This is a genomic window from Phytomonospora endophytica (assembly GCF_014202425.1).
GTDB classification, from domain to species: Bacteria; Actinomycetota; Actinomycetes; order Mycobacteriales; family Micromonosporaceae; genus Phytomonospora; species Phytomonospora endophytica.
The window spans coordinates 1-25,622 of the sequence record NZ_JACHGT010000009.1 but is presented as its reverse complement, the minus strand read 5'-3'; the positions used below and the strand labels follow the sequence as shown (position 1 = coordinate 25,622).

The following is a 25,622-nucleotide window of genomic DNA, read 5'->3' as shown; positions in this document are numbered from 1 at the left end:
CGCTCGCCGGAGGACGAAAGAACCGTGGAACTGCTGCGCAATCCGATCCGCCCGTACGCCTGGGGCTCGCACACCGCCATCGCCGCGGTGCAGGGCCGCCGAATCCCGACCGAGGGTCCGGAGGCGGAACTGTGGATGGGGGCGCATCCCGGTGATCCGTCCACTGTGGAGGACGGCCGGACGCTCACCGACGTGATCGCCGAGGACCCCGAGCGGGTCCTCGGCGCCGCGAACGTCCGGCGCTTCGGGGCGCGGTTGCCCTTCCTGTTCAAGGTTCTGGCCGCCGAGGCCCCCCTGTCGATCCAGGCACACCCCGACGCCGCGCAGGCCCGCGCGGGCTTCGACGACGAGGAGTCGCAGGGCGTCCCCGCCGACGCGACCGTCCGCAACTACGTCGATCCCTTCCACAAGCCCGAACTGCTGTGCGCGGTCTCGGAATACGAGTGCCTGTGCGGTTTCCGCGACCCGGCCGAGTCGGCCGAACTGCTCTCGCGGCTGAACGTGCCGGCGCTGACGGGGACCATCGAACTGCTGCGTCAGGACGACCCGGCACAGGCGCTGCGCGAAGCGGTCGCGACGGTCATGACCGTCCCGGAGACGCTGCGTGGGGCACTGCTCGACCAGGTCGTCGCCGAATGCGCGCAGCTCGCCGGCGAAGGCCCCGGGGGAGCGACCTACGCGATGGCGGCGTCGCTGGGGAAGGCGTACCCGGGCGACATCGGAGTGCTGCTGGCGTTGCTGCTCAACCACGTCGTGCTCCAGCCCGGCGAGGCGATCTACATGCCCGCGGGTAACGCGCACGCCTACCTGCGCGGCGTCGGCGTCGAGATCATGGCGGCCAGCGACAACGTGCTGCGCGGCGGGCTGACCGCCAAACACGTCGACGTGCCCGAACTCCTGCGGGTCCTGCGCTACGAGGTCCTGCCCGAGCCACGCGTCGCCGCCGTCGAGGTCACGCCCGGAGTGCGCGAATGGCCGACGCCGATGCCCGAGTTCAGGCTCACCCACGGCGCCGTCGGCGGACTGCGCGAGTCGGTCACGCTGCTCAACGGCGGACCGAGGATCCTGCTGTGCTGGTCGGGACAAGTGCGCTTCGATGACGGCGTGCAGGCCCTGACGCTGCTCCCCGGACAGGCCGCCTTCGTGTCGGCCGACGCGACGGGACCCGTTGTCGCGACAGGGTTCGGCGAGTTCTTCCAAGCCTCGACGGCATAGGGCGGAGGCCGTCCTTTCGGGGCGGCACCGGGCCGGCCGATCGAGCTTTTGTGGTGATTTGCGTAGCATGCGTGCGCTCACTTGGTGGCGTTTTGCGATGAAATCGCACGAACGCAGAAACTTTCGATCTTTTCGGATTTCCCCTTGACGGACGATCGGCCGAGTGTAACTATCTAGGTACGCAGCGTCATCGCGACGAAAGTCCGAGCCACGCGCGGGGGAACCAAACCGGGGGGAGTACAGGGCGGTTGGAAAGTCCGAGCGGTCAGTCCGCCGGACGACCAACCGCCCTGTACGTATGGCTCGCTTCGCTCGCGATGCGGCTCGCCCGTTGGGCGGCCTCGCCTCCGGGCCTTCGGCCCGCTTGCCGCTGGGCGTGGTGGCACGCTCCGCCGCCTTGAGTGCGTGGGGACTGTCGTGGGCAAGGCGTCTGGTGGGTGGGGATTGAGGGGCGGCTCCGCGTGCCACCACGCCTTACGCGGCAGAGGTCACCCGTGGGGGGCGCGGCGGTGGGGGAGCTTCGGGGGGTGCTCGCGTCCGCGGTCTCTCGCCTTTCGTTTCGGACCTCGCCGCTTCCGCCGCAGAACTCGCCGCCCGTCAGCCCGACCCGCCGCCGCTACCTCGCCGCGTCACGCTTCGCCTGCCCGCCTGCCCGCCTGCCCGCCTGCCCGCCTGCCCGCCTGCCCGCCTGCCCGCCTGCCCGCCTGCCCGCCAGCCCGCCAGCCGCGTCACGCCCGCCAGCCCGCCAGCCCGCCTGCCCGCCAGCCCGCCTGCCCGCCAGCCGCGTCACGCCCGCCTGCCCGTTGGCTTGTCCGCGTGCCGCGTGGCTGTCCGCCGTACCCGCCTGCCTGCCAGTCCGTCGTTCGTCGTGCGCTCGCCCGTCGTGCGCTGAGCGTGCTTCCGGCGTGCGGTTGGGGGCGCGAACCCGGTTCCGTCGCTGAGTAGCCTTGCCGAGCCGTTCCCGGCCCGCCAGCCCTCCCGCCGCACGCTCGCGCCCAAGGCCGTGCACTGTCCGGTTCTGTGCACCTTTCTGGGTTTCGAGCATTTCGCCCGCTGTCGGTAGTCGTACGGTCACTTAACTGTATCTAGACCTAAAGTCCGCTTTTGCCCTACCCTAAGGAAGCTTTCCTTAACCAGCGGGTCACAGAAAGGAACCGCCATGTTAGGTCGAAGAACCGCGCGTGTAGCCATCGGCTTCGCCGCGACGATCGTCGCCTCGTTCATGCTCCTTCTCGTCGGTAGTACCGGCGCCTACGCACACGGCTACACCACGACTCCCACGAGCCGGGCCTACTTCTGCAAGCTCGGCCAGGCCACCAACTGCGGGCCGATCCAGTGGGAACCGCAGAGTGTCGAAGGCCCCAAGGGCTTCCCCAACGGCGGACCCGCCGACACGAAGCTGTGCAGTGCCGGCCTCGGCCAGTTCGCGCAGCTCGATGACCAGCGCGGCGGCGCGTGGCCCGTCAACAACGTCACGGCCGGCTCCAGCTACAACGTCAACTGGACGCTGACGGCGGCGCACGCCACGACCGACTTCAAGTACTACGTCACCAAACCCGGCTGGAACCAGACGGCGAAGCTGACCCGCTCGGCGCTCAATCTCACGCCGATCAAGTCCTTCCCGTACAACGGCGCGCGTCCCCCGAACAGCGTCTCCCACAACGTGACGCTGCCCAACCTGAGCGGACGGCACATGCTGTTCGCGGTGTGGACGATCGCGGACACGTCCAACGCGTTCTACCAGTGCTCGGACCTCAACTTCCGTTAGGCACCGGTCGATCCAGACCCGGCATGGCGCCGGGGGAGGCCCCCGCGTGGGGCCGCCCCCGGCGCCGCGCGGGTTTCGCTGCCGAATGTGACCCGCAGGGCACACGCGGTGCCGCGCGATGGCCCGGGCCGATCACCGGGCCGTATCATGCGGGCATGACGAGTACGTTGCCGCAGACCACGCCTTCCACGGATTCGGCCGCCGACTTCAAGGTCGCCGACCTCTCGCTGGCGGCTTTCGGCCGCAAGGAGATCACCCTCGCCGAGCACGAGATGCCCGGCCTGATGGCCGTCCGTCGCGAATTCGCCGCGTCGCAGCCCCTGGCCGGCGCGCGCATCACCGGCTCGCTGCACATGACCGTCCAGACGGCCGTCCTCATCGAGACGCTCGTCGCGCTCGGCGCGCGCGTCCGCTGGTGCAGCTGCAACATCTTCTCCACCCAGGACCACGCCGCCGCGGCCATCGCCGTCGGTCCCGAAGGCACCCCGGAGAAGCCCCAGGGCGTCCCGGTCTTCGCCTGGAAGGGCGAAACGCTCGAAGAGTACTGGTGGTGCACCGAGCGCGCGCTCGACTGGGGCACCGAGGAACCCAACATGATCCTCGACGACGGCGGCGACGCCACGCTCCTCGTCCACAAGGGAGCCGAGTTCGAGAAGGCCGGCGCCGCCCCGGACCCGTCGACCGCCGACAGCGAGGAGTTCCAGGTCATCCTGACCCTCCTCAACCGTTCCCTGACGGAGGACGGGCAGCGCTTCTCGCGCATGGCCGACTCCATTAAGGGCGTCACCGAGGAGACCACCACCGGCGTCCACCGCCTCTACGAGATGCAGCGCGACGGCGCCCTGCGCTTCCCGGCGATCAACGTCAACGACTCGGTCACCAAGAGCAAGTTCGACAACAAGTACGGCTGCCGCCACTCGCTCATCGACGGCATCAACCGCGCCACCGACGTCCTCATCGGCGGCAAGACCGCCGTTGTGTGCGGCTACGGCGACGTCGGCAAGGGCTGCGCGGAATCGCTTCGCGGACAGGGCGCGCGCGTCATCGTCACCGAGGTCGACCCGATCTGCGCGCTCCAGGCCGCCATGGACGGCTACCAGGTCACCACGCTGGACGACGTCGTCGAGACCGCCGACATCTTCGTCACCGCGACCGGCTGCAAGGACGTCATCACCCACGAGCACATGGCGCGCATGAAGCACCAGGCGATCGTGGGGAACATCGGCCACTTCGACAACGAGATCGACATGGCCGGGCTGCAGGCGCGCACCGACGTCACCAAGGACAACATCAAGCCGCAGGTCGACGTGTGGACCTTCGGCGACGGCCACAAGGTGATCATCCTGTCCGAGGGCCGCCTGCTCAACCTCGGCAACGCCACCGGCCACCCCAGCTTCGTGATGAGCAACAGTTTCGCCAACCAGGTGCTGGCGCAGATCGAGCTGTACGCGAAGACCGACGAGTACCCGATCGGCGTCTACACGCTGCCCAAGACCCTCGACGAGAAGGTCGCGCGGCTGCACCTCGACGCGCTCGGCGTCAAGCTGACCGAGCTGTCGGGCCAGCAGGCCTCGTACCTGGGCATCCCGGTCGAAGGCCCGTACAAGCCGGAGCACTACCGCTACTGACGCCGACGGCGTGAAAGGGCCCGGGACGACATGTCGTCCCGGGCCCTCCACGTCTTATGAGTCGTTCGCGGCCATGTCGGCGTCGTGGGCGTCGAGCGCGTCGCGGATCATGCCGGCCGCGTGCCACATGCCGATGCCGCTGAGGGCCTCGATGGAGGCGAGGCAGATCTCGCGGTCGAGTTCGGCCATGCGCTCACCGTTGCGGTCGCGTTCGGCGAGGCCGCCCGGATCGGTCGTGTAGCGGAGGCGCTCGGCCACCTCGGCGTGCACGTCGCGCTGAGCGGTCATGGCCAGGATCGGCCGGATCGCCGCGACGATCTCCTCGTCGGTCGATGCGCTCATCTGTCCCCCTCCTCGCCGGTACACGTCGATCATGTGACACGGGACCGCCCGGCGCACCGCGAACGCGAAAGCGCCCGGTTCCGCGCTCGCGGAACCGGGCGTCTCCTGCGTGGTCTTTACGCCCCGTAGGCCGGGGGCGGCGGCTTCTGCTGTCCCGCCGGGTTGTGCGGGAGCTGGGTGGTGGCGCCTTCGCCGTCGTCGACGTACATCGACGGCTGGGCGGGTGCCGCCGGGGCCGGTTCGTACGTCGGCGCGGTGGGCGCGAAGGGGTCGATCGGCTGCTGACCGTAGGTGTCGTTGAGCGCGGTGGAGCCGAGCGGCGCCTCCGCGGGGGTGTAGTCGGTCGTCTCGGCGACGGCCTTGGGGTTGCGCCAGCGCGAGATGCTCAGGGCGGCGGTCAGCAGGATGGTCCCGATGATGACCGGTGCGTACGTCGCCGACGGGAGTGCCAGCGCGGCCGGGTCGAGCTTGAGGCCCTCGGTGAGCGCCTTCAGCTCCAGCCAGTTCGCCTTGTACTCGTAGACGACCTGGCCGCCGATGAGGATGACACCGGCGAGGATCGGTCCGGCCGGCGAGAGCCGCAGGGTCGCGAGGAAGCCGAGGATCAACCCGGCGACGGCGAGGCCCGCGTATCCGATGAGCTTGGTCTTGGCCCACGCGCCGTCCGGAAGGGGCGCTCCGGCGGACTCCATGGCGTGGAACGCGAAGGCGTTGGCGCCGATCGCGGCGGCCACCCAGGCGGCCAAGGCGCCGAAGAGGCCGTAGATAAGACTGAGAACGTGCCGCATTGGGCCCTCCCATGCGGGGGATTAGGGGTCGGGGTGTGCTGTGGGTCTCTGTTGTGGCCCCTCATCCTGGCGCATAGATGCAACCGGGCACACCCTGACCCCGTGGTGGGCGTCATAGTGGGCTTCCGGGGACAATGGCCGGGTGAAACTCACCATCGGCATCGTGGGCCTGCCAAACGTCGGCAAGAGCACCCTCTTCAACGCCCTGACCCGCTCGGACATCCTGGCGGCGAACTACCCGTTCGCCACGATCGAGCCGAACACCGGCGTCGTCGGCGTGCCCGATCCGCGACTGGCGAAGCTCGCCGAGGTGTTCGGGTCGGCGCGTGTCCTGCCCGCGACGGTCACGTTCGTCGATATCGCCGGGCTGGTGCGCGGCGCGTCGGAAGGCCTCGGGAAGGGCAACCAGTTCCTCGCCCACATCCGTGAGGCCAACGCGATCTGCCAGGTGGTGCGGGTCTTCGCCGACGACAACGTGACGCACGTCGACGGCCGCGTGTCCCCGTCGGACGACATCGAGACGATCAACACCGAGCTGATCCTCGCCGACATCCAGACGATCGACAAGGCGCTGCCGAGGCTGGAGAAGGAAGCCCGCGTCAAGGGCAACGACAAGGAGCTCCAGGCGCGGCTGGCGGCGATCAAGGGCGCCCGGGAGATCCTCAACGAGGGCCGGACGGTGTTCTCCGCCGGCCTCGACCTCGAAGCCCTGCGCGAACTGCACCTGCTGACGGCGAAGCCCTTCCTGTACGTGTTCAACGTCGACGAGTCCCAGCTCGGCAACGAGACGCTGCTCGACGAGCTGCGCGCCCTCGTCGCGCCCGCCGACGCGGTGTTCCTGGACGCGAAGATCGAGTCGGAACTCATCGACCTCGACGCCGAAGAGGCCCTTGAGCTGCTCCAGTCGACCGGCCAGAGCGAACCGGGCCTCGACCAGCTCGCCCGCATCGGTTTCCACACCCTCGGACTCCAGACCTACCTGACGGCCGGGCCGAAGGAGACGCGCGCCTGGACGATCCGGCAGGGCGCCACCGCGCCCGAAGCGGCCGGGGAGATCCACACCGACTTCCAGCGCGGCTTCATCAAGGCCGAGATCGTGTCCTACGACGAGCTGATCGACGCCGGCTCGATGAGCGAGGCGAAGTCGCGCGGGAAGGTGCGGATCGAGGGCAAGGAGTACGTCATGCGGGACGGGGACGTGGTCGAGTTCCGGTTCAACGTGTAGGCGAGCCGCCCGCCCAGAAGGGGCCCGGCCGATCACGGCGGGCCCCTTCTTCGTGTCCGCCGACGACGCCCGCCGGTCGTGATCGGCTAGCTTGGCCGGGTCGGAGGAGGCGTCGATGAGCGGTGCGCTCGTGTTCAAGCGTGAGAACGGTTGGCTGCCGAAGGTGATTCGCGAGGCCGAGGGTCTGCGCCTTGAGGTCGTGGGCGGTGCCGATGCGCTGCACGATCCGCGGAGGTTCAGCGTCCCGATCAGGGAGGAGCACCTCGCCGTAATACGGGCGGACCTGGCGAGGCACCTGATCCTGTCGAGCGCGGTGGGTCCGCTGTGCCACGCGGCCGGTATCCGCGGCCCACTGGACGAGGCCGCCGCCGTCGCGCTGCTCGACCCGATCCTCCTCGCCCGTCCCGACGAGGTCGACGCGTTCCTTCGGCGCACGAAGTGGGAGCGGGCTCTGCTGGTCGCCCACGGTGCCGATATCGAGCTGCTCGAAGACGGCCGGGTGCTCGCCTCCTTGAGCGCGGCGACGGAGAGCTCGAACTGGCAGCGGGCGCAGACCTACGAAGCGGATCAGCGTCGCGCGCGGCGGGGCGTGACGCTCTCCCCACTCGACGCCGCGATCCTGAAGTTCACCGGCCAGTACCTGCACGGATCGACGATCCCCCGACGCGACCCCCGGGCCGTCGAACCCGCGCTGCTGCCAGTCGTGCTGCGTGTGGTCGCCACCGCGGAGCGGGCGTGCGCGGACATGAACATCGCCCGCGATCCCCGACGCGGGAAACTCGGCACCGACAAGCGGGACTGGAAGCGGATGGAAGCGGCGGCCGAAGCGGCCCTGCGAGGCGAGCATCCGGAACTCGCCGACGACGCGGTGCGGACGGTGACCTTCCTGATGTGCTCCGAGGCGGCCGCCCGCGCCCGAAAACAGCCGTTCGACGTCGAGGTCGTCCCGCCGGGTGAACGCGAGCTGACCTTCACCGACGACAAGGAGGTCGAGAGGAGGTGGCGCCCGGGCGACGAGCGCGGCGCCGTCGAGTCGTTCTGGGCGTTCGTGGCCGAACGGGCCGGCTCCCGCAACGAGGTGTTCACCCTTGAGGACGAGGATCCCGGCGAGGGGATCCAGCTCCACTTCTACGCCGATTCCATCGCCCGGATCGCGACGGTGCCGCAGGGGGACGGCTACCGGGTCGAGTACGGCCTCATCGACGACCTCGCCCACTACCGGGCGATGGTGCGCGCGTACGTCGCCGGTGGATTCGGCGCCCTGGACGAGCTCGCGGGGTGGATGTCGGACCACGCCGCGTTCGAAGACGCGCGACGCCGACGCGACGGTTCCCGCCGGGGCTGAAGGTCACGGCCCGCGGGCCCGCGATCGACTCGCGGGCCCGGGTTTCAGCGTGTGGTGGCTAGCACACGCACATGACAACGCAGCCCTTGGTCCGGCAGCACTGGTTGGTGCCGCCGCCGGGGCACGAGCCGGCGTTCCAGCACTTCGGTGCGCATTCGGCCTTCGCGTCCGCGCGCGGAACGACGCGCTCGGTGATCGCATCGGCGAGACGGCGGATGATCGTCATGACGACCCCTCTCGTGTGTCCTGGATGGAAACGTCAGGGTAGGGAAGCGTGACGGATCGTGCTGTCCCGTCGTGTATTTCGGACCTTTCAGGCCGCGACCGACCTCCGCCGGCCGGCCGTGACCGCGGCGATGCCGCTCGCGAACGCCACCGTCACGCCGGCCATCTGCACCCAGATGCCCGCGGTCACGAGCACGTCCTCGTCGCCGAGCAGGTAGCCGGCGGTGCCGCTGCCGAAGAGGCCGATCCAGTAGAAGGCGCCCAGGACCGGTCCGAGGAGCGTGATCCAGCGCCAGCGCACGAACGCGACGGCGAGGGCGCCCGCGGTGGCGATGAGCATGCCGGGCGGCGGGAAGAAGGGGAACTCGATCCCGGCCAGGTACAGCATCAGGATGCCGACCGCGCCGGCCGCGAGACCGGTCGCCGTGAGGGTCTTCGTCGTGGGGCGGGTCGTCGTCGTGTTCGTCATGAGGTAATCGTCGGCGCGTCGGCGGGTTTCGCCGTCGGCTCGGGGAAGGCCGTGTGCGTACGACGGTGGGCGTACGGGCGGGGTGCGCCCTACCCCTTCTTCTGCCGCGCCTCGTCGGCCTTCTTGGACTTCACGCGCGCGTCTTCGCGGCGCACCTCGGCCTGCGTGTCGCGCTCGGCGGTGAGCCACTCGGGGGCCTCGGCCTTGATCGCGTCGATCTCCTCGGTCGTGAGCGCCTCGGTGATCCCGGCGCGGGCGAGGCCGGCGATGGAGACGCCGAGCTTGGCGGCGACGACCGGTCGCGGGTGCGGGCCGTTCTTGCGCAGGTCGGCGAGCCACGGCGGGGGGTCGGCCTGGAGGGCGTTGAGCTCGTCGCGGGAGACGACGCCGTCCTGGAACTCCGCGGGCGTGGCCGGGAGGTACACGCCCAGCTTCTTCGCCGCGGTCGCGGGCTTCATGGTCTGGGCGGTCTTGCTCGACGACGTCATGCGCCAAGATTATCGGCAGGTAGCCTGGCCTGGTGACAGGCCCGCAGCAACCACCGTCGTTCCGCCTCGCGTACGTCCCGGGAGTGACGCCCACGAAGTGGGTGCGGACCTGGGAGGAGCGGCTGCCCGACGTGCCGCTCACGCTCGTCGCGACCACCGCCGCCGACGCCCCCGGACTGCTCCGCGACGGCGGCGCCGACGCGGGCCTGGTCCGCCTCCCGATGGACCGGACCGGCCTCCAGGCGATCCCGCTCTACACCGAGACGACGGTCGTCGTCGTCCCGAAGGACCACGTCGTCGCGGCCGTCGAGGAACTCGACCTGACCGAGGTCGCCGACGAGGTCGTGCTCCAGCCCCTCGACGACGTCCTCGACTGGGCGCGGCCGCCGGGCCGTGAGGCCGTCGAGCGGCCAGAGACGACGGCCGACGCGTTCGCGTGGGCGGCGGCGAGCGTCGGACTGCTGATCGTGCCGCAGTCCCTCGCGCGCCTCCACCACCGCAAGGATCTGACCTACCGGACGCTGCACGGCGCGCCGGAGTCGGGCGTCGCGCTGTCCTGGCCGGAGGGCGAGACGAGCGACCTGGTCGAGGAGTTCATCGGCATCGTGCGCGGCCGGACCGTGAACAGCTCACGGGGGCGGGGGGCGGGTGTGGCTGCGCCGGGGGCCGCGTCCACGTCCGCGTCCTCGCCGAAGCGGAAGGCGCCGGCGGCGCCGCGCAAGGCGGCGGGGAAGGGCGGCGCGGGAAAGACCGGCGCCGGGAAGGGCGGCGCCGGGAAGGCTGGCGCGGGCGGCAAGGGCGGTGCGCCGAAGGGCGGCGGCAAGCGGGGGAAGCCGCGGCGGAAGTCGTAGCGAGGCTAGGCCACGCCGAGCTTGAGCGCGTTCTCCGCGTCGTCAAGCAGATGCTTATAGGTCCGGACTTCCACGCGAGCGTGATGGGAGTTGTACAAGCGGAGCGTCTCGTCGACCTCGGCTTCGGTCGCGTCCGGCTGAGCGGCGGGGTGCCCGACGAGTACGACGGCGTTGGCGCGGCGGGAGTCGATTCCGTACTGGGCGAGGACTCGATCGCGAGCCTCGTCGAGGCCGCACAGATAGTTGACGGCTTGGGAAACGGCGTCTCCGACGTGACGGTTGGCCACCCAGCTGCCCCGGTGTCGCTTGACAACGGGGACTTGAGCTAGCTTCAGTTCGACGACGCACAATGTGTCGTCCGGCCGAAGCAAAGGGATGTCGAGTTCGTCGCCGCTTACGAGGCGACGGTGCTCGCTGATGCCGACGTACTGCCCGCCGAAGATCCAGGACTCTCGCTGGAGTGCGGGCTGGATCAAGGTCTCGGACGACGTGGCGTCGTCGATGACGGCGCGCAACTCGCCAAGCCCGGACTTGCGTCGCCGGAGTTCCATAGCTTGCAGAACGATCTCGCCGTCCGGATCGTCAGTGAGCAGCGCGAGGGCTTCGGGACTCGTGACGAGACGATGGATGGAATCATCGAGGTCTTCGACGTCAAGCCGATGGAGCAGGATGTCACGAAGCCAGGCAGCCGTTTCCGCTCGGCCACGGAGGATGCGGAAGCGTCCGGGACGGTCTTCTGCCGCATCGGCGAATCCAGTATCGTTTTTCAACCGCGTGAGTTGCATCAGCAGTTCAGATCCGGCGGCATCGGGTTGAGCGCTTACGAGATCTGCCAGTTGGGAGCATGCCCAATCGAGCGCTATGGCGCCGATGTTGCCGACGAACTTCGCGTCGAAAGGGTTCCTGCTGCGGTAGCCGGAAAGGTTGTACCTGTCTTCGATGTCCTTCTTGAATACACGGCCTTCCACATAGGCGATCGCGTCCGCGAGGGGGCGGACTGCGGCAGGGTCGTGCGCTGCTGAGTGCAGCCGCCTGAAGCAGCTCCACCAGCACACGGCCGCCGCGATAGGGAGCGCTGGCGCTGTCCATGTGCTTCAGCACCGCATCGACAGCCGACTTCGTCTCGTCCGACGTGGAAATGCTGAGCACGTGCTGTAGGAGGTACGCCAGCGTGGCATCTGATCGTGTGGCCATATTGTGATGGTCGCCTGACCATCCGACACTTTCCCGACCTCCGCCCCCGCCCCCGACTTGCCCCCCTCGCCCCCACCAAGTAGCTTGGCGCACGCCGAACGGTCGGCGATCGTCGGCGTCGTCGCCGGTCGCGGCCGGTGTCGCGTCGTCGACTGGAGGACCAGATGAGCCGCGCCGACCTGCGGTTTCTGCTGAAGGTCATCGCCCTTGTCCTGCTCGTGGTCGCGGGTGGGGTCATCGCGGGGTTCAAGATCTTCGCCGGTGGTCCCGATCCGGTCTCCCTGGACTGCGAGGATCTCGCCGCGGAGGCGTCGTCGGGGGTGACCTATCCGGTGGCGGAGCCGGTGCTGGAGCGGCAGACGTCGGACAGCGCGAGGTGGTGCGAGTTCGCGGGTGTGGGGCCGGACGGGACGCGAGACGTCGTCCGGGTGACGGTCGAGCGTTTCGAGGGCGCCGCTCCGTCCACGGTGGACGGTTGTGCGGCGGCGGTCGAGTTTCCCGTCCGGGACGGGCGGGGCTGCCTCACCAATGTCGACGGTGCCGGTACCCCGGGGGCGAACGGCGCCATCGCCACGATCGTCCTGGCGTCGGGCGACCTGCGAGTTCAGGTCGACGCGCGGATGAGCGCGGTGACGCTGACCAGGCTGGAAGGCCTCGCCGTGGGGGCCGGGCAGGGGCTCGAAGCCTTCGTCCTCGCCGACCTGGCCCGCTTCGCCGAAGCGGCGCGGGAACTCGCCGGGCAATAGCCCACAAAGGACGGACGGGCAACGGCCGAAGAGCCGCTTTCATCCACAGTGGACAGTTTGTAGCCTCGCCAGCATGGCCTTGATCCGGACCCGCAGGTCCCTCCTCACCGCCCTCGGCGCGGCCTTCGCGCTGCTCACCCTCGCCGCCACGCCCGCCGCCGCCGACCCCGTCTCCTACCAGTTCTGGGACGACGCGACCCCCGACCACTCCGTCGCCACCTTCGACACCGACGCGGTCAACCTGATCACCCGTTTCACCGTCGACGTGCCCGGCACGATCACGGCGGTCCGCTTCTACAAGGCCGACGGGAACGAACGCGCGTCCGGCGACCGCGTCGTGTCGGTCTTCCAGACCGCAACCCCGAGCCTCGGCGCCAACGAGTACCTCGCCGCCGAGGACGAGACCGACCACGGCTGGCAGACCGTCGCGCTCACCTACCCCATGCAGGTCCAGCCCGGCATGAGCTACTCCGTCTCCTACACCGCCTTCGGCGGCGTCTACGCCTACACCTACGACTACTTCGCCGACGGCCCCCTCACCGTCGGTCCGCTCACCGCGCAGAACAGCGCCTACCTCTACGTCTACCGCTACGACGAGAACGGTGACCAGCTCACCGGCACCTGGCGCGACAGCAGCTACTGGGTCGATCCGGTCTTCGTCCCGGCCGCGTAAGTCCGGGTGGCGCGAACGAAACCGGTCAGACCACGGCGGTCCCGGGCGCTTCGGCGCCCGGGACCTTTCCCGTCCCGCCCAGGCGATCCAGGTGATACGCGATCGTCGCGCGCACCTCGGCCAGCGTCCGCCTGCCGTGCACGACGTCCATGCCGAGTCCGGTGATCCCCGATACCAGTAGATCGGCCTCCCTGCGGGGATCGGGGATCCCGCCGAAGTCGGTGAGGACGGTCGCGACGAGCTCTTCGAGCGGCTGCCCGTCGTGCAGGAACACCGCCGCGAGCTCGGGATCGACGAGGCTGCGTGCGAAGTAGGCCGCGAAGACGCGCAGGGCCAGTAGCCGCTGCTCGTCGACGGGCAGGAACTCGTCGAGGATCGCGCGCAGCAGTTCGCGTGGATCGTCGACGTCGACGGTGGCCATGCGCGCCCTCGCCCGGCGTTCGTTGTCGGCGTTGAGCATCGCCAGGGCGGCCAGCAGCAGCTCGTGCTTGCCGTCGAAGTGGTACTGCACGACCCGCAGCGAGACGCGCGCCTCGGCGGCGATCTCGCGCATGCTCGCGGCGTCCAGCCCGCGCTCGGCGGCGATGCGCCACAGCGCCTCGGCGATCTGGCGGCGGCGGCCGGGACGGCGCGACGCGGCCGGAGTGGGCACCGGCGGGTTCTTGCGGCGACGGTAGGCCTTGGCCTGGCAGGCGCGCGAGCAGTAGGCCGGCGGGCGTCCGCGACCGGCCCGGGGCAGCGGCGAACGGCACACCCGGCACGCCTTTACGTCACGCATGCCTCCCAGGCTAGCTGATGGAATGTGTGACGTAACGGCACGCATGCACGTGCTGAAGCGATCTTTCCGCGTTAGGGATTGATACGTCCGTAACGTAGATGAGGGAGAGAATCGTGCACGAGGCGTGGTACCGGCTGGCGATGATCCTGGTCGTGACGGCCGGCTTCTGGGAGGGCGTCATGGCGGCCGTCTTCAAACTCTTCACCGACAAGGAACCCGGCGTCGCCACCGCGGTGAACCACCTCGACGAACCCTGGTGCTACGTGGGCGCGGCGGGCGTCGTCCTGCTCACCCTCGTGGTCCTCGGCTTCCTCGACCGCGCCCACAAGAAGGCCCTCGCGCGCGGTTAACCCCCGGCGGCGACCGCCTCCGCGAAGGCCCGCACCAGCGCGGTCTCGCCGTCGCGGCGCCACACCAGCCCCAGTGAGGACTCCGGCAGCCCCGCCAGCGGCACGATCGCGATGTCCCCGCGACGGTTGTACTCGGCGGTCGGCCGGCACATGATCATCGCGCCACGGCCGGCCGCCACCGCCGCCAGACCCTCCTGTAGCGTCCGCACCCGCGGGCCCGACCACGCGGTCTCGGCGGGCCACGGGAAGCGCGACCAGTACTCCGGCGCGGGGCCGGCGACGCCGATCGCGTCGCAGTCGGCCAGGTCGGCGCCCGACACGGTCTCCCGGCGGGCGAGGGGATGCCGCGCCGACACCAGCAGCCGCTGCGGCTCACGCGAGAAGACCGGCCCCAGCGTCAGGTCCGGCTCCCGCACCGGCAGCAGCACGACGGCCGCGTCGACCTCGCCCCGGCGCACCGGTCCGAAGGGATCGAACATCGGCACCTCGACCGGATCCACCTCGCTGTCGGGATGCCGCGCCTGAAAGCGCCCGATCGACGCCGACAGCCGCTCGCTGAGCCCGCCCAGGAACCCCAGCCGGAGCACCCCGTCGATCCCGCGCGCTCGGCTCCGCGCGTCGCACACGGCGTCGTTGAGCGCCTCGAAAGCCGGGCGCAGCGACTCCCGGAAGCGCTCACCCAGTGGCGTCAGCGCCACCCGGCGGCTCGTCCGCTCGACCAGCCGCGCCCCGATCCGGCTCTCCAGGGCGTTCAGCAGCTGCGACACGCGCCCCTGTGACACGTACAGCCGCTCCCCGGTCCGCCCGAAATGCAGCTCCTCCGACAGCACCAGGAAGCACTCCAGCTCACGCAGCTCCACCGTCGCCTCCGTCCATTAGCCTCGCTAATCCAACAATGAGCACTTCGCCGTTGATCGACAACCCCCGCGCCCTGAGGCTTGGGTCATGAGCACACCCCCGACCACGCGGAGAACGGGATGGCCCGCCGTCCTCGCCGTCGCGACCGCCACCTTCACCGTCGTCACCAGCGAGATGCTCCCTGTCGGCCTGCTGACGCCCCTCGCCTCCGCCCTCGACGTCAGCGAAGGCACCGCCGGGCTCACCATGACCGTCCCCGGACTCGTCGCGGCCGTCGCCGCACCGACCGTCGTCCGCGCCACCCGCCGCCTCGACCGCCGCCGCGTCCTCATCGTGCTCACGGCCCTCCTCGCGGGCGCCAACATCGTCTCCGCCCTCGCCTCCGACATCGGCGTCCTCCTCGCCGCCCGTGTGCTCGTCGGCGTCAGCATCGGCGGCGTGTGGGCCGTCGCGGTACCCGTCACCGCACGACTCGTCAGCGGCCCCTCGGCCGCCCGCGCCAACGCCACCGTGTTCAGCGGCATCGCCGTCGCCTCCGTCTTCGGCGTGCCCCTGGGCACCTGGATCGGCGGCCTCGCCGACTGGCGCGCGGCCTTCGCCGCCGGTGCGGTGCTGGCCGCCGTCGTCGCCGCGGCGCTCGCCGTGCTGCTTCCGCCGCTGCCGCCGGTGGACGCCTCCGGCGGCGCCCGCAAGGTGAGGAACGTGAGGCTCGCCCTGGCCGTCGTCGCGGCCCTGGTCGCCGGGCACTTCGCCGCCTACACCTACGTGCGGCCTCTGCTCGAACAGGTCGGGGGGCTCGGGGAGGGCGCGATCGGAGTGCTGCTGCTCGTCTACGGCGTCGCCGGGGTCGCCGGAAACTTCGTCGCCGGCACGTTGGCCGCGAAGTTCCCCAACCGGACGGTGACGGTGATCGCGGCGTTCCTGGGCACGGTCCTGCTGATCGCCCCGCTCCTGACGCGCGGCCTGTTCGGGTCGGCGGCCGTGCTCGTCGCCTGGGGCCTCGCCTACGGCGGCGTCTCCGTCGCCACGCAGGTCTGGCTGTTCTCGCGCGCCTCCGGCCCGCGAGAGAGCGTCTCGGCCCTGCTGTCGGCGGTGTTCAACACCGCCATCGCGGGCGGTGCCTTCGTCGGGGGAGTGGCCGCCGACGCGGTCTCGGTCCCGGGCGCGGTGTGGCTGGGCGCCGGACTCCTGGCGGTCGCGTTCCTCACTGCTGCGAGCGCAATGTCGCGACGACCGCCGTCAGCTGCGCACACGCCCGCCGCACTTCCCGATGAGCCTGATCGCGTTCGGCTGTGATGGCCGACAGCAGCAGCGCCGTCAGCGCGGCCGAGGCGTTGAAGATCTGCAGCACGACCATGTTGAAGAGCAGGTCGTGATCACCGAAGGGACCCGCCTGGGTCACGGCGGCATGGACCGCGATCACGGAGGCGGCCAGCGCGCACGGCGCCGAACCGACCTGCGGGAAGCGCAGTGCCGCCCAGATCAGAAAGGGGAAGACGGGGAAGAGGGCCGCCACCGGCGTGTGGACGGCGAGCAGCAGCGAGAGCACGGTGCCGGTGAGGGCCCCCGTCCACTCGACCCAGCGCCACGGCCCGACGCGGCCAAGGGACCGCAGGGCGGGCAGCACGAGCAGCACCGGCGCCACGACCAGTACGCCCATGGCATCGCCGACCCACCACACCGACCACGTCGACCAGAACGCCCCGGGCGACACGCCGCCCGCCGTGACGAGGGCCGCCGCACCGACCGTCGCGCTCACCGCCATGCCCGCCAGGGCGCCCAGGAAGACCAGCGCCAGGGCGTCGCGCAGGCGGGTCATCTCGGGCCGGTAGCCGACGTGCCGCAGGAGCAGGACCGCGCACACCGGCGCCAGGGTGTTTCCGGCCGCGATCAGGCACGCGGCCAGCGGCGTCGGACCGAGCGGGAGGTTGACGACCAGGGCGCCGATGGTCACCGCGGGCCACATCCGCACGCCGAAGCGCAGCAGGCAGACCAGCGCGACACCGGTCGGGGGCCACAGGGGCGTGACCTGTCCGCCGACGAGTTCGAGGCGCAGACCGAGCCGGGCCGACGCGTAGTAGCCCAGGGCGGTCAGGAGGAAGAAGAAGGCCGTGGCAGCGACACGCCGCCCGCTTAACGTGCCGGACGAGCGGAGCCGGCCGAGGTAAAGCTGCGGAGTGATCCGGTTTCTGCTCACATGGAATTGTGGGCCGACCGGACCATGAGTGTCGAGCGGACTTCAGCTAGTGGCGCTACGCCTTTTCTGCCACCACGCGGTCAGTCGCCAGGAGGCGCGCGCGGTGGCGTCCTCGGCGTCGGTGATGTGCGCGATCGTGCGATAGGCGTCCTCGACGCGCGCGGCGAAGGCGACGTCGTTGGCGTTCACGCCGTCGGGGTTGCGGACCGAGACCGTGGTGGTGCCGTCGTCGCGGCGGATGGACGGCCGTAGTTCGAGCGTGTCGGCGTAGACCTTGATGCGCTCGGTGAGGTCGGCGTGCTGGCTCTCATCGATCGGCAGGGTCCTGGTCAGGCCGGTCGTGTCCCCGGTCCATCCGGACAGTTGCTCCAGTGCGTCTTTCAGCAAGTTTTCACCTAGCGTCATGGGCACCTCCGCGGCGGGGCCTTCATCGGGTTGTGTCCGAACCGCCGTCGCGCCTTAACCATCGGTGCTTAGAGTCTTGCCGCACACCCTGTCCGGTGTCCACGCAGGCATTTCGGTCTTTTCCGGATGATCGTGATTGGCCGGTCGTCTCGTATCGCGGGATGTGGCGCCGAGCACCAACTACTGACCGGAAGTACGATGCTCGACCAACCGGGCGGTGGAGCGTTAGACGACATCGGACGGTGATCAACGGCCGATCTTGTGGCACTGTTGAGCGCCGTGACGACACAAAAGGTCATCGTCGGTGCGGCGATCATTTTGAACGGGCGAGTCCTCGCCGGGGAGCGTTCCGACCCGCCCGCCGCCGCCGGACGCTGGGAGTTCCCAGGTGGGAAGGTCGAGCCGGGCGAATCCGAACTCGACGCCCTCGTCCGCGAGTGCGATGAAGAGCTCGGCGTGACCATCGAGGTCGGCGAACGCATCGGCGGCGACGTGGTCATGGCCAACGGCCGCGCCACGCTGAAGGTCTGGACCGCCGCTCTGCGTGACGGCACCCCGCAGGCGCGCGAACACGCCGAACTGCGCTGGCTGGCCGCCGACGAGCTCGACTCCGTGCCCTGGCTCCCCGCCGACGCGCCCATCGTCGCGGCCCTGCGCCCGCTGCTGTCCTAGCGCATCCCCCCGACCGCGGCCTTCAAGCGGCGGAAGTCCTTCCGCCGCTGCTCGAAGGTCGCGCCCGTGACCAGCAGCAGCACCGCCGCCACCGCGATGGGCAGCCAGGCCGGCACCAGCGTCCACATCAGCACCAGTTCGTGCAGCGCGACCAGCACCAGCACGGTACCGCCGATCACGACCGGTGCCTGCCGGCGCTTCAGCGAACCGATGAGCAGCACCGCCAGGGCGGCCACGCCCAGCGCGAGCCTGCGCAGCGGGTCGCCGGTGCTGACCAGGACCGGCGCCAGCGTGGGCGCGAACAGCGCCAGCAGCCCGGGGCCGTAGGCGACCCAGCTGCGCAGGTTCGGGCGTTTGCGCAGTTCGAGGCCGCCGCCGACGATCGCGATCACCGCGACCGGCAGCGTGTAGGCCTCGACGGTGCCGATGTCGGCCGAGGCGAGCAGCAGCCAGTACGCGAGGAGCTCACCGGCGGCCGCGACCAGCGCGTAGACGCGCCGGACGGCGCCGGAGTCCATGCGCAGCGCGTACAGGCCGAGCATGGCGCCGTAGACGGCGAAGACGGTCGCCAGGGGCCTGACACCGTCCTCGGCGGCCGCGAAGGCCAGTGCCGGGACGAGGTTGAGGTGGGCCATGACCTCGGCGGCGTACGACTGCGGCGGACGGCCCCCGCGCAGCGCGAGCAGTGAGGCCGTGGCGAGCAGGACCAGCGCGACGCCGAGCACGCCCAGCGCGATCTGCCCGCCGGGGAGGCCCGCGGCCGATCCCGCCGCGATCGTCAGGCCCGACAGGGCGGCGCCGCCGAGGACGTGCCCGGCGGTGCGGCGCCCGACGTCGCCGCCGGCGAAGGCGACGACGTAGGCGGCGAGCGTGGCCGTGCCGAGCGCGGCGAGGGTGGTCGGACGGGTCGCGAGGGACCCCGCCAGCGCGGGTGCGCCGGTCACGGCGGCCAGGACGGCGCAGATCAGGCTCTGGCGGGTGTCGCGGCCGAGTCCGGCGGTGAGTCCGGCGACGACGGCGATGGCGAGGGCGGTGAACGGGCCGGTCGGCCAGGGCAGGTCGAGGGCGACGGGCGCGGCGAGCAGGACCGCGCCGAGGCCGCCGATCGCGACGGGGATCATCCAGCGCCGTTCGGCGAGGCCGAGGACGGCGAGCAGGACGGCGAGGGCGACGGCGGCGAGGACGGCCACGTCGGCGACGTCCCCGTCGACGCCGAAGGGCCGGGCGGACAGCCCGTCGACGGTCGAGGTCGGCACACGGCTCCAGACCGCGAGGATCCAGCTGTAGGGCAGCGCGAGGGGCGCGAGGACAACGGGGCTGACCGCGACGGCCGACACGAGCAGCGCGGGCGCCGACAGGGCGGCGCGGACGCGTGCGGCGTCGCGTGCGGGGAGCTGGAGGAGGGCCGCGGCGATGCCGATGAGCGCGGCGAGCGCGGTGTAGACGCGGGTGGGTTCGCCGGTCGGGAGGCTGGCGAGGGCCGCGATGGTGGCGGCGACGGGCACGGTGGCCGTCGCGTAGGGGAGGTTGCGGGAGCCGCCGACGCGCAGGAGGACGGTGACCAGCAGGCCGAGGCTCGCCGCGCCCATGGCGGCGAGCAGGCCGACGCGTTCGGGGAGCGGCCCGCCGGGGAGGTCGGGTTCGGTGACGGCGACGACCGCCGAGATCGCGATCGCGGGCAGGACGAGCAGTCCGGCGGCGGTGGCGACCCCGCCGACGAGGGCTTGGCGCCCGCCGGAGGCGAGGCCTGCGACGAGGAGGCAGGCCGCGGCGATCGCGCCGGTCGCGGCGAGGCTCGCCATGGGGGTGGCGAGGGAGGTGGCCAGGGCGTAGAGCGCGAAGAGGGTCCCGGCGCCGAGGCGGACGAGGGAGTGGCCGCCGAAGAGTTTCGGGAAGGCCGCGGCGGCGCCGAGGGCCACCGCGCCGGCCATCGCGAGGACCGGCGTGACCGGCCAGTCGAGGTGCCAGGCGACCGGTGCCGACAGCAGCGCGAAGCCCGCGCAGGCGAGCATCACGTGGTGGCGGAGGGCGCCGCGGAGCAGCACGGCGGCGGCGATCGCGCCGACGAGCAGCACGATCGGCGGTTGCCAGCCGAGCCACCGCACCTCGCCGAGGCGCTGCGACCACCGGCCGAGGTCCGCCGTCCAGATCGGCAGCGCGGCGGCGGCCGAGACGACCGCGCCGGCCATCGCGATGGCGGCGGCGACGGTCGCGGCGATGCCACCGGCGATGGCCGCGCCGATCGCCGGGCCGGAGCGGACGCGCTCGGGCAGGAGGACGACGCCGAGGCCGATGAGCGCGGCGAGCGCGACGGCGGTGAGGACCTCGAAGCCGGGCAGCAGCCGGTAGACGATGGTGGTGAGCGCGGCCAGCAGGACCAGGACGGCGCCGGCGGCGGCGACGCGCCTGGTCGTCTCCCGCTGCGCGGCGGGCTGGGTCGCCTCGACGGCCGCGGCGGAGAGCGCCAGGACGAGCGGCACGGCCCCGGCGGCGACGAAGCGTTCGGCTCCGGTGAGGGCGTTGCCGACGAAGACGGCGGTGGTGGCCAGCCCGGCGGCGGCGCCCGCGAAGGGGAGCGCGGTGAGCTTGCCCGGGGCCGGGCGCGCGACGGCCGCGGCCAGTCCGGCGAGCGCGGCGACGGCGAGCGCGATCCCGGCGGTGTACGCGGGCCGCAGCCCGGTCAGATCGATCCCCGAAGCGATCGCGCCCGGCAGTGCCCAGGCGGCCACGCCGAGCCCGAGTGCGCCGGGCAGAGCGTGCGCGGATCCCCTGCGCAGTAGATGCAGTGCGACCCCGACAAGGACCACTGTGGACAGTGCGGCGGTGATCGCGACCTGGTCGCGCACGGCCAGGCCCAGCGCGAAGACGTACACCACGGCCGAACCGCCCAGACGCGCACCGGACTCCGCGGGCGAACCGTGCCGGGCACCGAAGGCGCCCGCGGCGGCGGCCGCGATGAGCGCGGGAACCGAGACGCGCCAGTCGATCCCGAAGGCGCCCGGAGCGGTCACCAGCATCGCCGTCACGGCCGTGACGGCGACGGCGTGCCGCCGGGTGTGCGTGGGTGCGGTGAACTCGCCGACGGCGAGGAGCGCGAACAGGACCGGGACCTGCCACAGCTGCTCGGGCACATTGCGCGCGGCGTCCTCCGGCAGCCGGCCGGCGCCGAGGGCGACGGTGATCGCCACCAGGCCCTGCACGAAGGCGAGCAGGCAGACGAGACCCGTCGCGATCACGCCGACCAGCAGCGGGCCGAACCGGTAGGACTTCGGCAGTCGTCGCGCGACGGCGGTGACCGCGACGGCGGCCAGCGCGGGGATGAGCACGAACTCGGGGGCGTGATGGGCGGTCAGATACGTGACGGTGCCGAGGATCGCGGCCGCGGCGAGGCCGCCGGAGATGGTCGCGGCGATCCGGTCGCGACCGGCCACGGCGGCGGTCGTCGCCAGTAGCGCGACCGCGCACAGCAGGACGAGCCCGATCGTCGTGGTCTCCTGGCCGACCGCGACCAGCGCGGCGAGCAGCCCCAGCACCGGGACGGCGTAGAGCGGCACGAGCAGCGCGCTCAACCGGTGGTAGACCAGCCCGAACGCCGCCGCCGCGATCGCGGTGCCCGCGACGAACACGGCGGCGTCGACGTCGTCGACCAGGCCGAGGAGCCACAGCGCCACGCCGTCGAGGACGACCAGGAGCAGTCCGACCGCGCTGACCGTCTCGGCGGTCGCGGTGAGCCGGCGCTTCTTGAGCACGAAGGGAAGCAGCAGCGTGATGACGGTGATCGTGCCGAGGATCGCCGCCCGCCCGCCGGTCCCGAAGGTCACCCACGCGACGGTGGTGAAACTGATCGCGGCCGCGGCGGCCAGGATCGCGCCGAGGATCAGCAGCGTGTTCTGCACGGCCTTCCCCGAGGTCTCCGGGCGCGGCTTCGGGGCCGACGGAACCTGGGCGTAGACCGGCTGGGCCGGCGGCTGGTACGGAATCGGCGCGGACTGTTGGGGTACCGGCGGTCTGGGCGCCGAAGCGACCACGCCGGGCAGCTCCCACGACGGCGTCGCGACCGGCGCGACCGGCGGGGGAGGCGGCGGCGGTGCCGGTACCGGCGGTGTCGCGGGCCCGTTCCGCAGCTCCTGCGAACGCGCCGACAGACGCGCCAGGATCCGCGAACGCTTCGCCGTCAACAGGACCTGTGTCTCCTCCGTCGACCGCAACTGCTCCCGCAGCCGCGCGACGGACTGCGCGTTCTGTCGCAGGGTTGCGTCGACGCCGGACAATTCCGTCAGCAGCGGTTCGGCTCCACGCCCGCAGGAGGCGCACCGTTGCGGGCTCGACGGCGCACCGCACCTCGGGCAGGGATACATGCTCACCGATGCAGCATGACGCCCGCACGCCACGTCGACCGTCCCGCTCGGCCGAACGGCGGCGGACTTGGCCGCTTCGGGCGCTTTGTCCGGCCGGGCAACCGATTCCGGCCGGGCGGCGTCAGTGCAGGCAGACCACAGAAAGGCAGACCATGGAAAGGAAGCCGGATGGAGACCGATCTCCCCGCCGCCCAGTTCGAGGAGTTCGTTCGCGCGCGCACACCGGCGCTCATGCGCACCGCCTTCCTGCTGACCGGTGACCAGCACCTCGCCGAGGACCTCGTCCAGTCGGCGCTGGCCCGTGCCCACCGCGCGTGGTCGCGGATCCGGGAGGAACAGAACGCCGAGGCGTACACCCGCAAGATCATGTACCACCTGCAGGTCAGCTGGTGGCGCCGAAAACGGCTGAAGGAACAGCACGCCGACGTCCTGCCCGAACCGCCCGTGTCGGGCGACTCCGCCGAGGACTCCGTCCGGCGCATCGCCGTCTGGGAGGCCCTGGCGCGGCTGACCCCGCGCCAGCGCGCGGTCCTCGTCCTGCGCTTCTACGAAGACCGCAGCGTCGCCGAGACCGCCGAACTGCTCGGTTGCAGCGAGGGCGCCATCAAGAGCCAGACCTCGAAGGCGCTGAATCTCCTGCGCACCAAGGTTCCCGAGCTTCGAGACCACCGATTCTTCGCTGAGGGGAGCCTGGCGTGAGCAATCCACTGAAAGAGGACTTCGCCAGTTTCGCCGAGCACGCCGCGGCGCCCGACATGCACGCCGCCGTCCTCGCCCGCTCGAAGCGGCTGGGCGTGCGCCGGGCCGTCGCCGGTGCCGTGACCGCGCTGGTCGTGCTCTTCGGCGGGGTCACCGGCGCCTTCGCCATCGTGAACTCCTGGCCGGAGGAGCTGAGCGAGGCCGCCGCCGCCGTGCCCGGCACGTTCTACTACCTCGACCAGGGCGGCGAAGGCGGTGCCACGAGGGTCCTGTCCTGGAAGGCCGGGGACGACGAGCCGGCCGTGGTCCTCGAAGGCGACGACACCCTGCGCAGCACCGCCACGATCTCGCCCGACGGACGGAACATCGCGTGGCGGGAGACCACCGGCGACGGCGGTACCGCGAACCTGAAGGTGAAGGATCTGGCCACCGGAGTGGTGACGACCCTGATGGACGAGTTCCGCTACCTGCCCTGCGCCGAACCGGTGTGGTCGCCCGACAGTCGCAGCCTCCTGGTCGGGCGACAGCCGCTGGACGAGTCCGTGGGCGTTCACGCGTTCTACGTGAGCCTCGACGCGCCACAGGAGTTCGGCGACGACGTTGAGATTCCCGGCTGCCACCCGCGCTTCGTCGCCGAAGGCGAGTTCGCGGGGGACATCCTCTACTGGGGGAACGGGATCGAGGCGATGGCGCCGGACGGTTCGCCGTCCGGGTTGGACACCGCCGACGCCGTGTCGACCCTGTACGACACGCTGGGCCGGACCGCCTCCAGTCTCGTGGCCATCAGCCCCGACGGCCGCAAGGCCTGCCTCAGCACGGATCTGGAGACCGTCGACCGGGCGATCAGCTGCGACACCATCGTCGAACTGCCGGGTGGGCGGGTGTTCCAGTCTCCCGACCACTTCAGCGTGGCCTACGTCTTCGCGGGGCCGGTCGTCGTCGGCCGCTCGGAAGGGGAGCTGAAGGTCATGGAGTCGTCGGGGGCCGCGATCGGCACCCTCGGCGAGCCCGCGTCATTGGCCGAGGCCGAACTCTTCGCCTACGCCGGCTGATCCGTCCACTTTGGAGGAATTGTCCCTTGGGGCAACCTCGCTGGTGGAGGCGGCGTCATGGTCGGTGTCATCACCACCGCACATTGGGGGAACAAGTGAGTACGAACGAAAGCACGGCGAGCCGGTTCGCTCGCGTCCTGTGGTCGCTGCTGGCCGTCGCCGCGCTCGTCGCGGTCGGATCGGGGCTCGTCTATCTGAACCGCGGAGGGGCGACGGCGTCGGAGCCGCCGAGCTCCGGCACGGCGCAGCCGGGCACGGCCGACACCGGGGCCGACGCCGCTCCGGTCGGATCGGAGACCGCGCTGGCCGCGATCAGCGGGACCTTCTACTACATCAAGGCCGGCGAAGAGACCAGCGAACTGTGGTCCTGGAAGCCCGGCCAGGCGCCGAAGTCGGAATACAAGTCGAAGAACAGGCTCATCGCCACCGCCAGCGTCTCCCCGGACGGTCGTTACCTGGCCTTCCTGGTCCCCGCCGAGTATCCAAAGAACAACCTGGTCGTCCGCGATCTCAAGAACAAGACCGAACGCACCGTCGCCAAGGGCCTCGTCCAAGGCGGCGAAGTCTGCATGGACGCGGTGTGGGCGCCCGACGGCCGTCCGATGATCCTCACGCAGACGAGGATCGACAGCGCGGGCGGACGGATCCTGCGCTGGTTCGACATCGAGGCGAACACCAAGTCCCAGGAGATCCCGGTCGAGGGCTGCTTCGTGCGTCCGGTCCCGCGAGGCGATGACGGCTACGACCTCTACTACATGGGCTTCATCGACGAGGATTACACGCGCGACGTCGTCAAGCAGTTCGGCGGCACGGTCACCCCGACCGGGCTGGGCCCGGCGGTCGAGGAGGCCCTCGGCGAGCCGCTCCTCGGCCTCGGCTCGATGAGCGAGAGCGCCGGGCGGGCGTGCATCACCATCGGGCAGCCGAGCGGCCCGGACAGCCGGGTGTTGAGCTGCAAGGTCGTCATGGACGTGAAGACGAAGACGGTCGTCTACGCGCCCGACGGCGGTTTCAAGGGACCGGTGCTGTTCCTCAACGGCGGGCAGAGCCTGGGGCGCTTCAGCGGCTACGTGTCGCTGATGGCCGCCGACGGCACCCCACTGGCCCGCGCCGACGAGCCGACGTCGGTCAAGACCATGGCGATGCTCACCTACGTTCCGTAGCCCACGACGGAAGCGGGCCCCCCCCCGGGGGGGGGGGGGGGCGGGGGCGGGGGGGGGGGGCCGGGGGGGGGCGGGCCCAGGCGCGGGGTTTGCACCCCCCCGCGGGGCCCCCGGCGGGGGGGGGGCGGGTGGG

At 71.2% G+C, this 25,622-nt stretch carries 24 protein-coding genes and 1 pseudogene; 14 read left to right on the top strand and 11 right to left on the bottom strand.

Annotated elements, in window-relative coordinates:
• Nucleotides 1-24: 24 nt before the first annotated feature.
• From manA to ahcY, 3 genes are all read left to right on the top strand, one after another.
• Nucleotides 25-1,215: a mannose-6-phosphate isomerase, class I gene (gene manA, locus HNR73_RS20865; RefSeq protein WP_184789249.1), complete on the top strand. Its 1,191-nt coding sequence runs from the start codon at nucleotides 25-27 to the stop codon at nucleotides 1,213-1,215.
• A gap of 1,159 nt (nucleotides 1,216-2,374) precedes the next feature.
• A complete protein-coding gene (locus HNR73_RS20860; RefSeq protein WP_184789248.1) occupies nucleotides 2,375-2,983 on the top strand; it encodes a lytic polysaccharide monooxygenase auxiliary activity family 9 protein in 609 nt (202 codons plus the stop codon).
• Between the two features lie 155 nt (nucleotides 2,984-3,138).
• Nucleotides 3,139-4,611, top strand: coding sequence for an adenosylhomocysteinase (gene ahcY / locus HNR73_RS20855; protein ID WP_184789247.1), 1,473 nt, complete (start codon nucleotides 3,139-3,141; stop codon nucleotides 4,609-4,611).
• 54 nt (nucleotides 4,612-4,665) lie between these two features.
• On the opposite strand, the gene HNR73_RS20850 is transcribed toward ahcY, so the two are convergent.
• On the bottom strand, nucleotides 4,666-4,953 hold the full coding sequence (locus tag HNR73_RS20850) for a hypothetical protein (RefSeq protein ID WP_184789246.1): 288 nt from the start codon (nucleotides 4,951-4,953) through the stop codon (nucleotides 4,666-4,668).
• Between the two features lie 116 nt (nucleotides 4,954-5,069).
• Nucleotides 5,070-5,741 carry a hypothetical protein gene (locus HNR73_RS20845; protein ID WP_184789245.1) on the bottom strand — a complete coding sequence of 224 codons (672 nt, stop codon included), beginning with the start codon at nucleotides 5,739-5,741 and terminating at the stop codon, nucleotides 5,070-5,072.
• Nucleotides 5,742-5,883: 142 nt separating this feature from the next.
• Here HNR73_RS20845 and ychF point away from each other — a divergent pair, with 142 nt between their 5' ends.
• Both ychF and HNR73_RS20835 read left to right on the top strand, forming a co-directional pair.
• Entirely contained in the window at nucleotides 5,884-6,966 is a 1,083-nt protein-coding gene (ychF, locus tag HNR73_RS20840) for a redox-regulated ATPase YchF (protein ID WP_184789244.1), read from the top strand.
• 115 nt (nucleotides 6,967-7,081) lie between these two features.
• Nucleotides 7,082-8,311 (top strand): DUF6357 family protein, encoded by a 1,230-nt coding sequence (locus tag HNR73_RS20835; RefSeq protein ID WP_184789243.1) that lies wholly within the window; start codon nucleotides 7,082-7,084, stop codon nucleotides 8,309-8,311.
• 58 nt (nucleotides 8,312-8,369) lie between these two features.
• On the opposite strand, the gene HNR73_RS20830 is transcribed toward HNR73_RS20835, so the two are convergent.
• The 3 genes from HNR73_RS20830 to HNR73_RS20820 all read right to left on the bottom strand — a co-directional run bounded on the left by HNR73_RS20830 (nucleotide 8,370) and on the right by HNR73_RS20820 (nucleotide 9,493).
• Complete coding sequence (locus HNR73_RS20830) at nucleotides 8,370-8,537, bottom strand: hypothetical protein (RefSeq protein WP_184789242.1); 168 nt, start codon at nucleotides 8,535-8,537, stop codon at nucleotides 8,370-8,372.
• A gap of 87 nt (nucleotides 8,538-8,624) precedes the next feature.
• Nucleotides 8,625-9,005 carry a hypothetical protein gene (locus tag HNR73_RS20825; RefSeq protein ID WP_184789241.1) on the bottom strand — a complete coding sequence of 127 codons (381 nt, stop codon included), beginning with the start codon at nucleotides 9,003-9,005 and terminating at the stop codon, nucleotides 8,625-8,627.
• A gap of 89 nt (nucleotides 9,006-9,094) precedes the next feature.
• On the bottom strand, nucleotides 9,095-9,493 hold the full coding sequence (locus HNR73_RS20820) for a DUF5997 family protein (RefSeq protein ID WP_184789240.1): 399 nt from the start codon (nucleotides 9,491-9,493) through the stop codon (nucleotides 9,095-9,097).
• A 32-nt stretch (nucleotides 9,494-9,525) separates the two neighbouring features.
• On the opposite strand from HNR73_RS20820, the gene HNR73_RS20815 reads away from it, so the two are divergent.
• A complete protein-coding gene (locus tag HNR73_RS20815) occupies nucleotides 9,526-10,344 on the top strand; it encodes a LysR substrate-binding domain-containing protein (RefSeq protein ID WP_184789239.1) in 819 nt (272 codons plus the stop codon).
• Nucleotides 10,345-10,349: 5 nt separating this feature from the next.
• Here the strand turns inward: HNR73_RS20815 and HNR73_RS40800 are convergent, their stop codons facing one another.
• Entirely contained in the window at nucleotides 10,350-11,399 is a 1,050-nt protein-coding gene (locus tag HNR73_RS40800; protein ID WP_184789238.1) for a Shedu anti-phage system protein SduA domain-containing protein, read from the bottom strand.
• A 303-nt stretch (nucleotides 11,400-11,702) separates the two neighbouring features.
• Between HNR73_RS40800 and HNR73_RS20805 the strand changes: the two genes are divergently transcribed.
• Nucleotides 11,703-12,284, top strand: coding sequence for a hypothetical protein (locus tag HNR73_RS20805; protein ID WP_184789237.1), 582 nt, complete (start codon nucleotides 11,703-11,705; stop codon nucleotides 12,282-12,284).
• Between the two features lie 73 nt (nucleotides 12,285-12,357).
• Nucleotides 12,358-12,957: a DUF4082 domain-containing protein gene (locus HNR73_RS20800; RefSeq protein ID WP_184789236.1), complete on the top strand. Its 600-nt coding sequence runs from the start codon at nucleotides 12,358-12,360 to the stop codon at nucleotides 12,955-12,957.
• Between the two features lie 25 nt (nucleotides 12,958-12,982).
• Here HNR73_RS20800 and HNR73_RS20795 read toward each other — a convergent pair whose 3' ends face one another.
• Complete coding sequence (locus HNR73_RS20795; protein WP_184789235.1) at nucleotides 12,983-13,735, bottom strand: TetR/AcrR family transcriptional regulator; 753 nt, start codon at nucleotides 13,733-13,735, stop codon at nucleotides 12,983-12,985.
• Nucleotides 13,736-13,848: 113 nt separating this feature from the next.
• Here HNR73_RS20795 and HNR73_RS20790 point away from each other — a divergent pair, with 113 nt between their 5' ends.
• On the top strand, nucleotides 13,849-14,085 hold the full coding sequence (locus HNR73_RS20790; protein WP_184789234.1) for a hypothetical protein: 237 nt from the start codon (nucleotides 13,849-13,851) through the stop codon (nucleotides 14,083-14,085).
• Here the strand turns inward: HNR73_RS20790 and HNR73_RS20785 are convergent.
• The gene (locus HNR73_RS20785) at nucleotides 14,082-14,945 is read right to left on the bottom strand and encodes a LysR family transcriptional regulator (RefSeq protein ID WP_184789233.1); all 864 of its coding nucleotides are present in this window, start codon (nucleotides 14,943-14,945) and stop codon (nucleotides 14,082-14,084) included. The genes HNR73_RS20790 and HNR73_RS20785 overlap by 4 nt on opposite strands.
• A gap of 85 nt (nucleotides 14,946-15,030) precedes the next feature.
• Here HNR73_RS20785 and HNR73_RS20780 point away from each other — a divergent pair, with 85 nt between their 5' ends.
• Nucleotides 15,031-16,239 carry an MFS transporter gene (locus HNR73_RS20780; RefSeq protein ID WP_184789232.1) on the top strand — a complete coding sequence of 403 codons (1,209 nt, stop codon included), beginning with the start codon at nucleotides 15,031-15,033 and terminating at the stop codon, nucleotides 16,237-16,239.
• On the opposite strand, the gene HNR73_RS20775 is transcribed toward HNR73_RS20780, so the two are convergent.
• Entirely contained in the window at nucleotides 16,148-17,140 is a 993-nt protein-coding gene (locus HNR73_RS20775) for an MASE1 domain-containing protein (RefSeq protein ID WP_184789231.1), read from the bottom strand. The two genes, HNR73_RS20780 and HNR73_RS20775, sit on opposite strands and share 92 nt — an antisense overlap.
• A 230-nt stretch (nucleotides 17,141-17,370) precedes the next feature.
• Nucleotides 17,371-17,545: pseudogene (locus HNR73_RS41215) on the bottom strand (4a-hydroxytetrahydrobiopterin dehydratase); the annotation flags it as partial.
• A gap of 279 nt (nucleotides 17,546-17,824) precedes the next feature.
• Here HNR73_RS41215 and HNR73_RS20765 point away from each other — a divergent pair.
• Nucleotides 17,825-18,217 carry a (deoxy)nucleoside triphosphate pyrophosphohydrolase gene (locus tag HNR73_RS20765; protein ID WP_239122045.1) on the top strand — a complete coding sequence of 131 codons (393 nt, stop codon included), beginning with the start codon at nucleotides 17,825-17,827 and terminating at the stop codon, nucleotides 18,215-18,217.
• Here the strand turns inward: HNR73_RS20765 and HNR73_RS20760 are convergent.
• Nucleotides 18,214-22,575, bottom strand: a complete 4,362-nt coding sequence (locus HNR73_RS20760) for an SCO7613 C-terminal domain-containing membrane protein (RefSeq protein WP_373316594.1) — start codon at nucleotides 22,573-22,575, stop codon at nucleotides 18,214-18,216. The two genes, HNR73_RS20765 and HNR73_RS20760, sit on opposite strands and share 4 nt — an antisense overlap.
• Before the next feature lie 168 nt (nucleotides 22,576-22,743).
• Here HNR73_RS20760 and HNR73_RS20755 point away from each other — a divergent pair, with 168 nt between their 5' ends.
• The 3 genes from HNR73_RS20755 to HNR73_RS20745 all read left to right on the top strand — a co-directional run bounded on the left by HNR73_RS20755 (nucleotide 22,744) and on the right by HNR73_RS20745 (nucleotide 25,489).
• On the top strand, nucleotides 22,744-23,274 hold the full coding sequence (locus tag HNR73_RS20755) for a SigE family RNA polymerase sigma factor (protein WP_184789227.1): 531 nt from the start codon (nucleotides 22,744-22,746) through the stop codon (nucleotides 23,272-23,274).
• Complete coding sequence (locus tag HNR73_RS20750; RefSeq protein ID WP_184789226.1) at nucleotides 23,271-24,326, top strand: hypothetical protein; 1,056 nt, start codon at nucleotides 23,271-23,273, stop codon at nucleotides 24,324-24,326. Before HNR73_RS20755 ends, HNR73_RS20750 begins: the two co-directional genes overlap by 4 nt.
• A 95-nt stretch (nucleotides 24,327-24,421) precedes the next feature.
• Nucleotides 24,422-25,489: a TolB-like translocation protein gene (locus HNR73_RS20745; RefSeq protein ID WP_184789225.1), complete on the top strand. Its 1,068-nt coding sequence runs from the start codon at nucleotides 24,422-24,424 to the stop codon at nucleotides 25,487-25,489.
• The last annotated feature ends 133 nt before the right edge of the window (nucleotides 25,490-25,622 follow it).

What these genes read in the sequence shown, in the direction of transcription:
- ahcY (WP_184789247.1), top strand. Translation starts at nt 3,139, where the DNA reads ATGACGAGTACGTTGCCGCAGACCACGCCTTCCACGGATTCGGCCGCC.
- HNR73_RS20795 (WP_184789235.1), bottom strand. Translation starts at nt 13,735, where the DNA reads ATGCGTGACGTAAAGGCGTGCCGGGTGTGCCGTTCGCCGCTGCCCCGG.
- HNR73_RS20780 (WP_184789232.1), top strand. Translation starts at nt 15,031, where the DNA reads ATGAGCACACCCCCGACCACGCGGAGAACGGGATGGCCCGCCGTCCTC.
- HNR73_RS20805 (WP_184789237.1), top strand. Translation starts at nt 11,703, where the DNA reads ATGAGCCGCGCCGACCTGCGGTTTCTGCTGAAGGTCATCGCCCTTGTC.
- HNR73_RS20830 (WP_184789242.1), bottom strand. Translation starts at nt 8,537, where the DNA reads ATGACGATCATCCGCCGTCTCGCCGATGCGATCACCGAGCGCGTCGTT.
- HNR73_RS20825 (WP_184789241.1), bottom strand. Translation starts at nt 9,005, where the DNA reads ATGACGAACACGACGACGACCCGCCCCACGACGAAGACCCTCACGGCG.
- HNR73_RS20845 (WP_184789245.1), bottom strand. Translation starts at nt 5,741, where the DNA reads ATGCGGCACGTTCTCAGTCTTATCTACGGCCTCTTCGGCGCCTTGGCC.
- HNR73_RS20760 (WP_373316594.1), bottom strand. Translation starts at nt 22,575, where the DNA reads ATGTATCCCTGCCCGAGGTGCGGTGCGCCGTCGAGCCCGCAACGGTGC.
- HNR73_RS20835 (WP_184789243.1), top strand. Translation starts at nt 7,082, where the DNA reads ATGAGCGGTGCGCTCGTGTTCAAGCGTGAGAACGGTTGGCTGCCGAAG.
- HNR73_RS20860 (WP_184789248.1), top strand. Translation starts at nt 2,375, where the DNA reads ATGTTAGGTCGAAGAACCGCGCGTGTAGCCATCGGCTTCGCCGCGACG.
- HNR73_RS20755 (WP_184789227.1), top strand. Translation starts at nt 22,744, where the DNA reads ATGGAGACCGATCTCCCCGCCGCCCAGTTCGAGGAGTTCGTTCGCGCG.
- HNR73_RS20800 (WP_184789236.1), top strand. Translation starts at nt 12,358, where the DNA reads ATGGCCTTGATCCGGACCCGCAGGTCCCTCCTCACCGCCCTCGGCGCG.
- HNR73_RS20850 (WP_184789246.1), bottom strand. Translation starts at nt 4,953, where the DNA reads ATGAGCGCATCGACCGACGAGGAGATCGTCGCGGCGATCCGGCCGATC.
- HNR73_RS20820 (WP_184789240.1), bottom strand. Translation starts at nt 9,493, where the DNA reads ATGACGTCGTCGAGCAAGACCGCCCAGACCATGAAGCCCGCGACCGCG.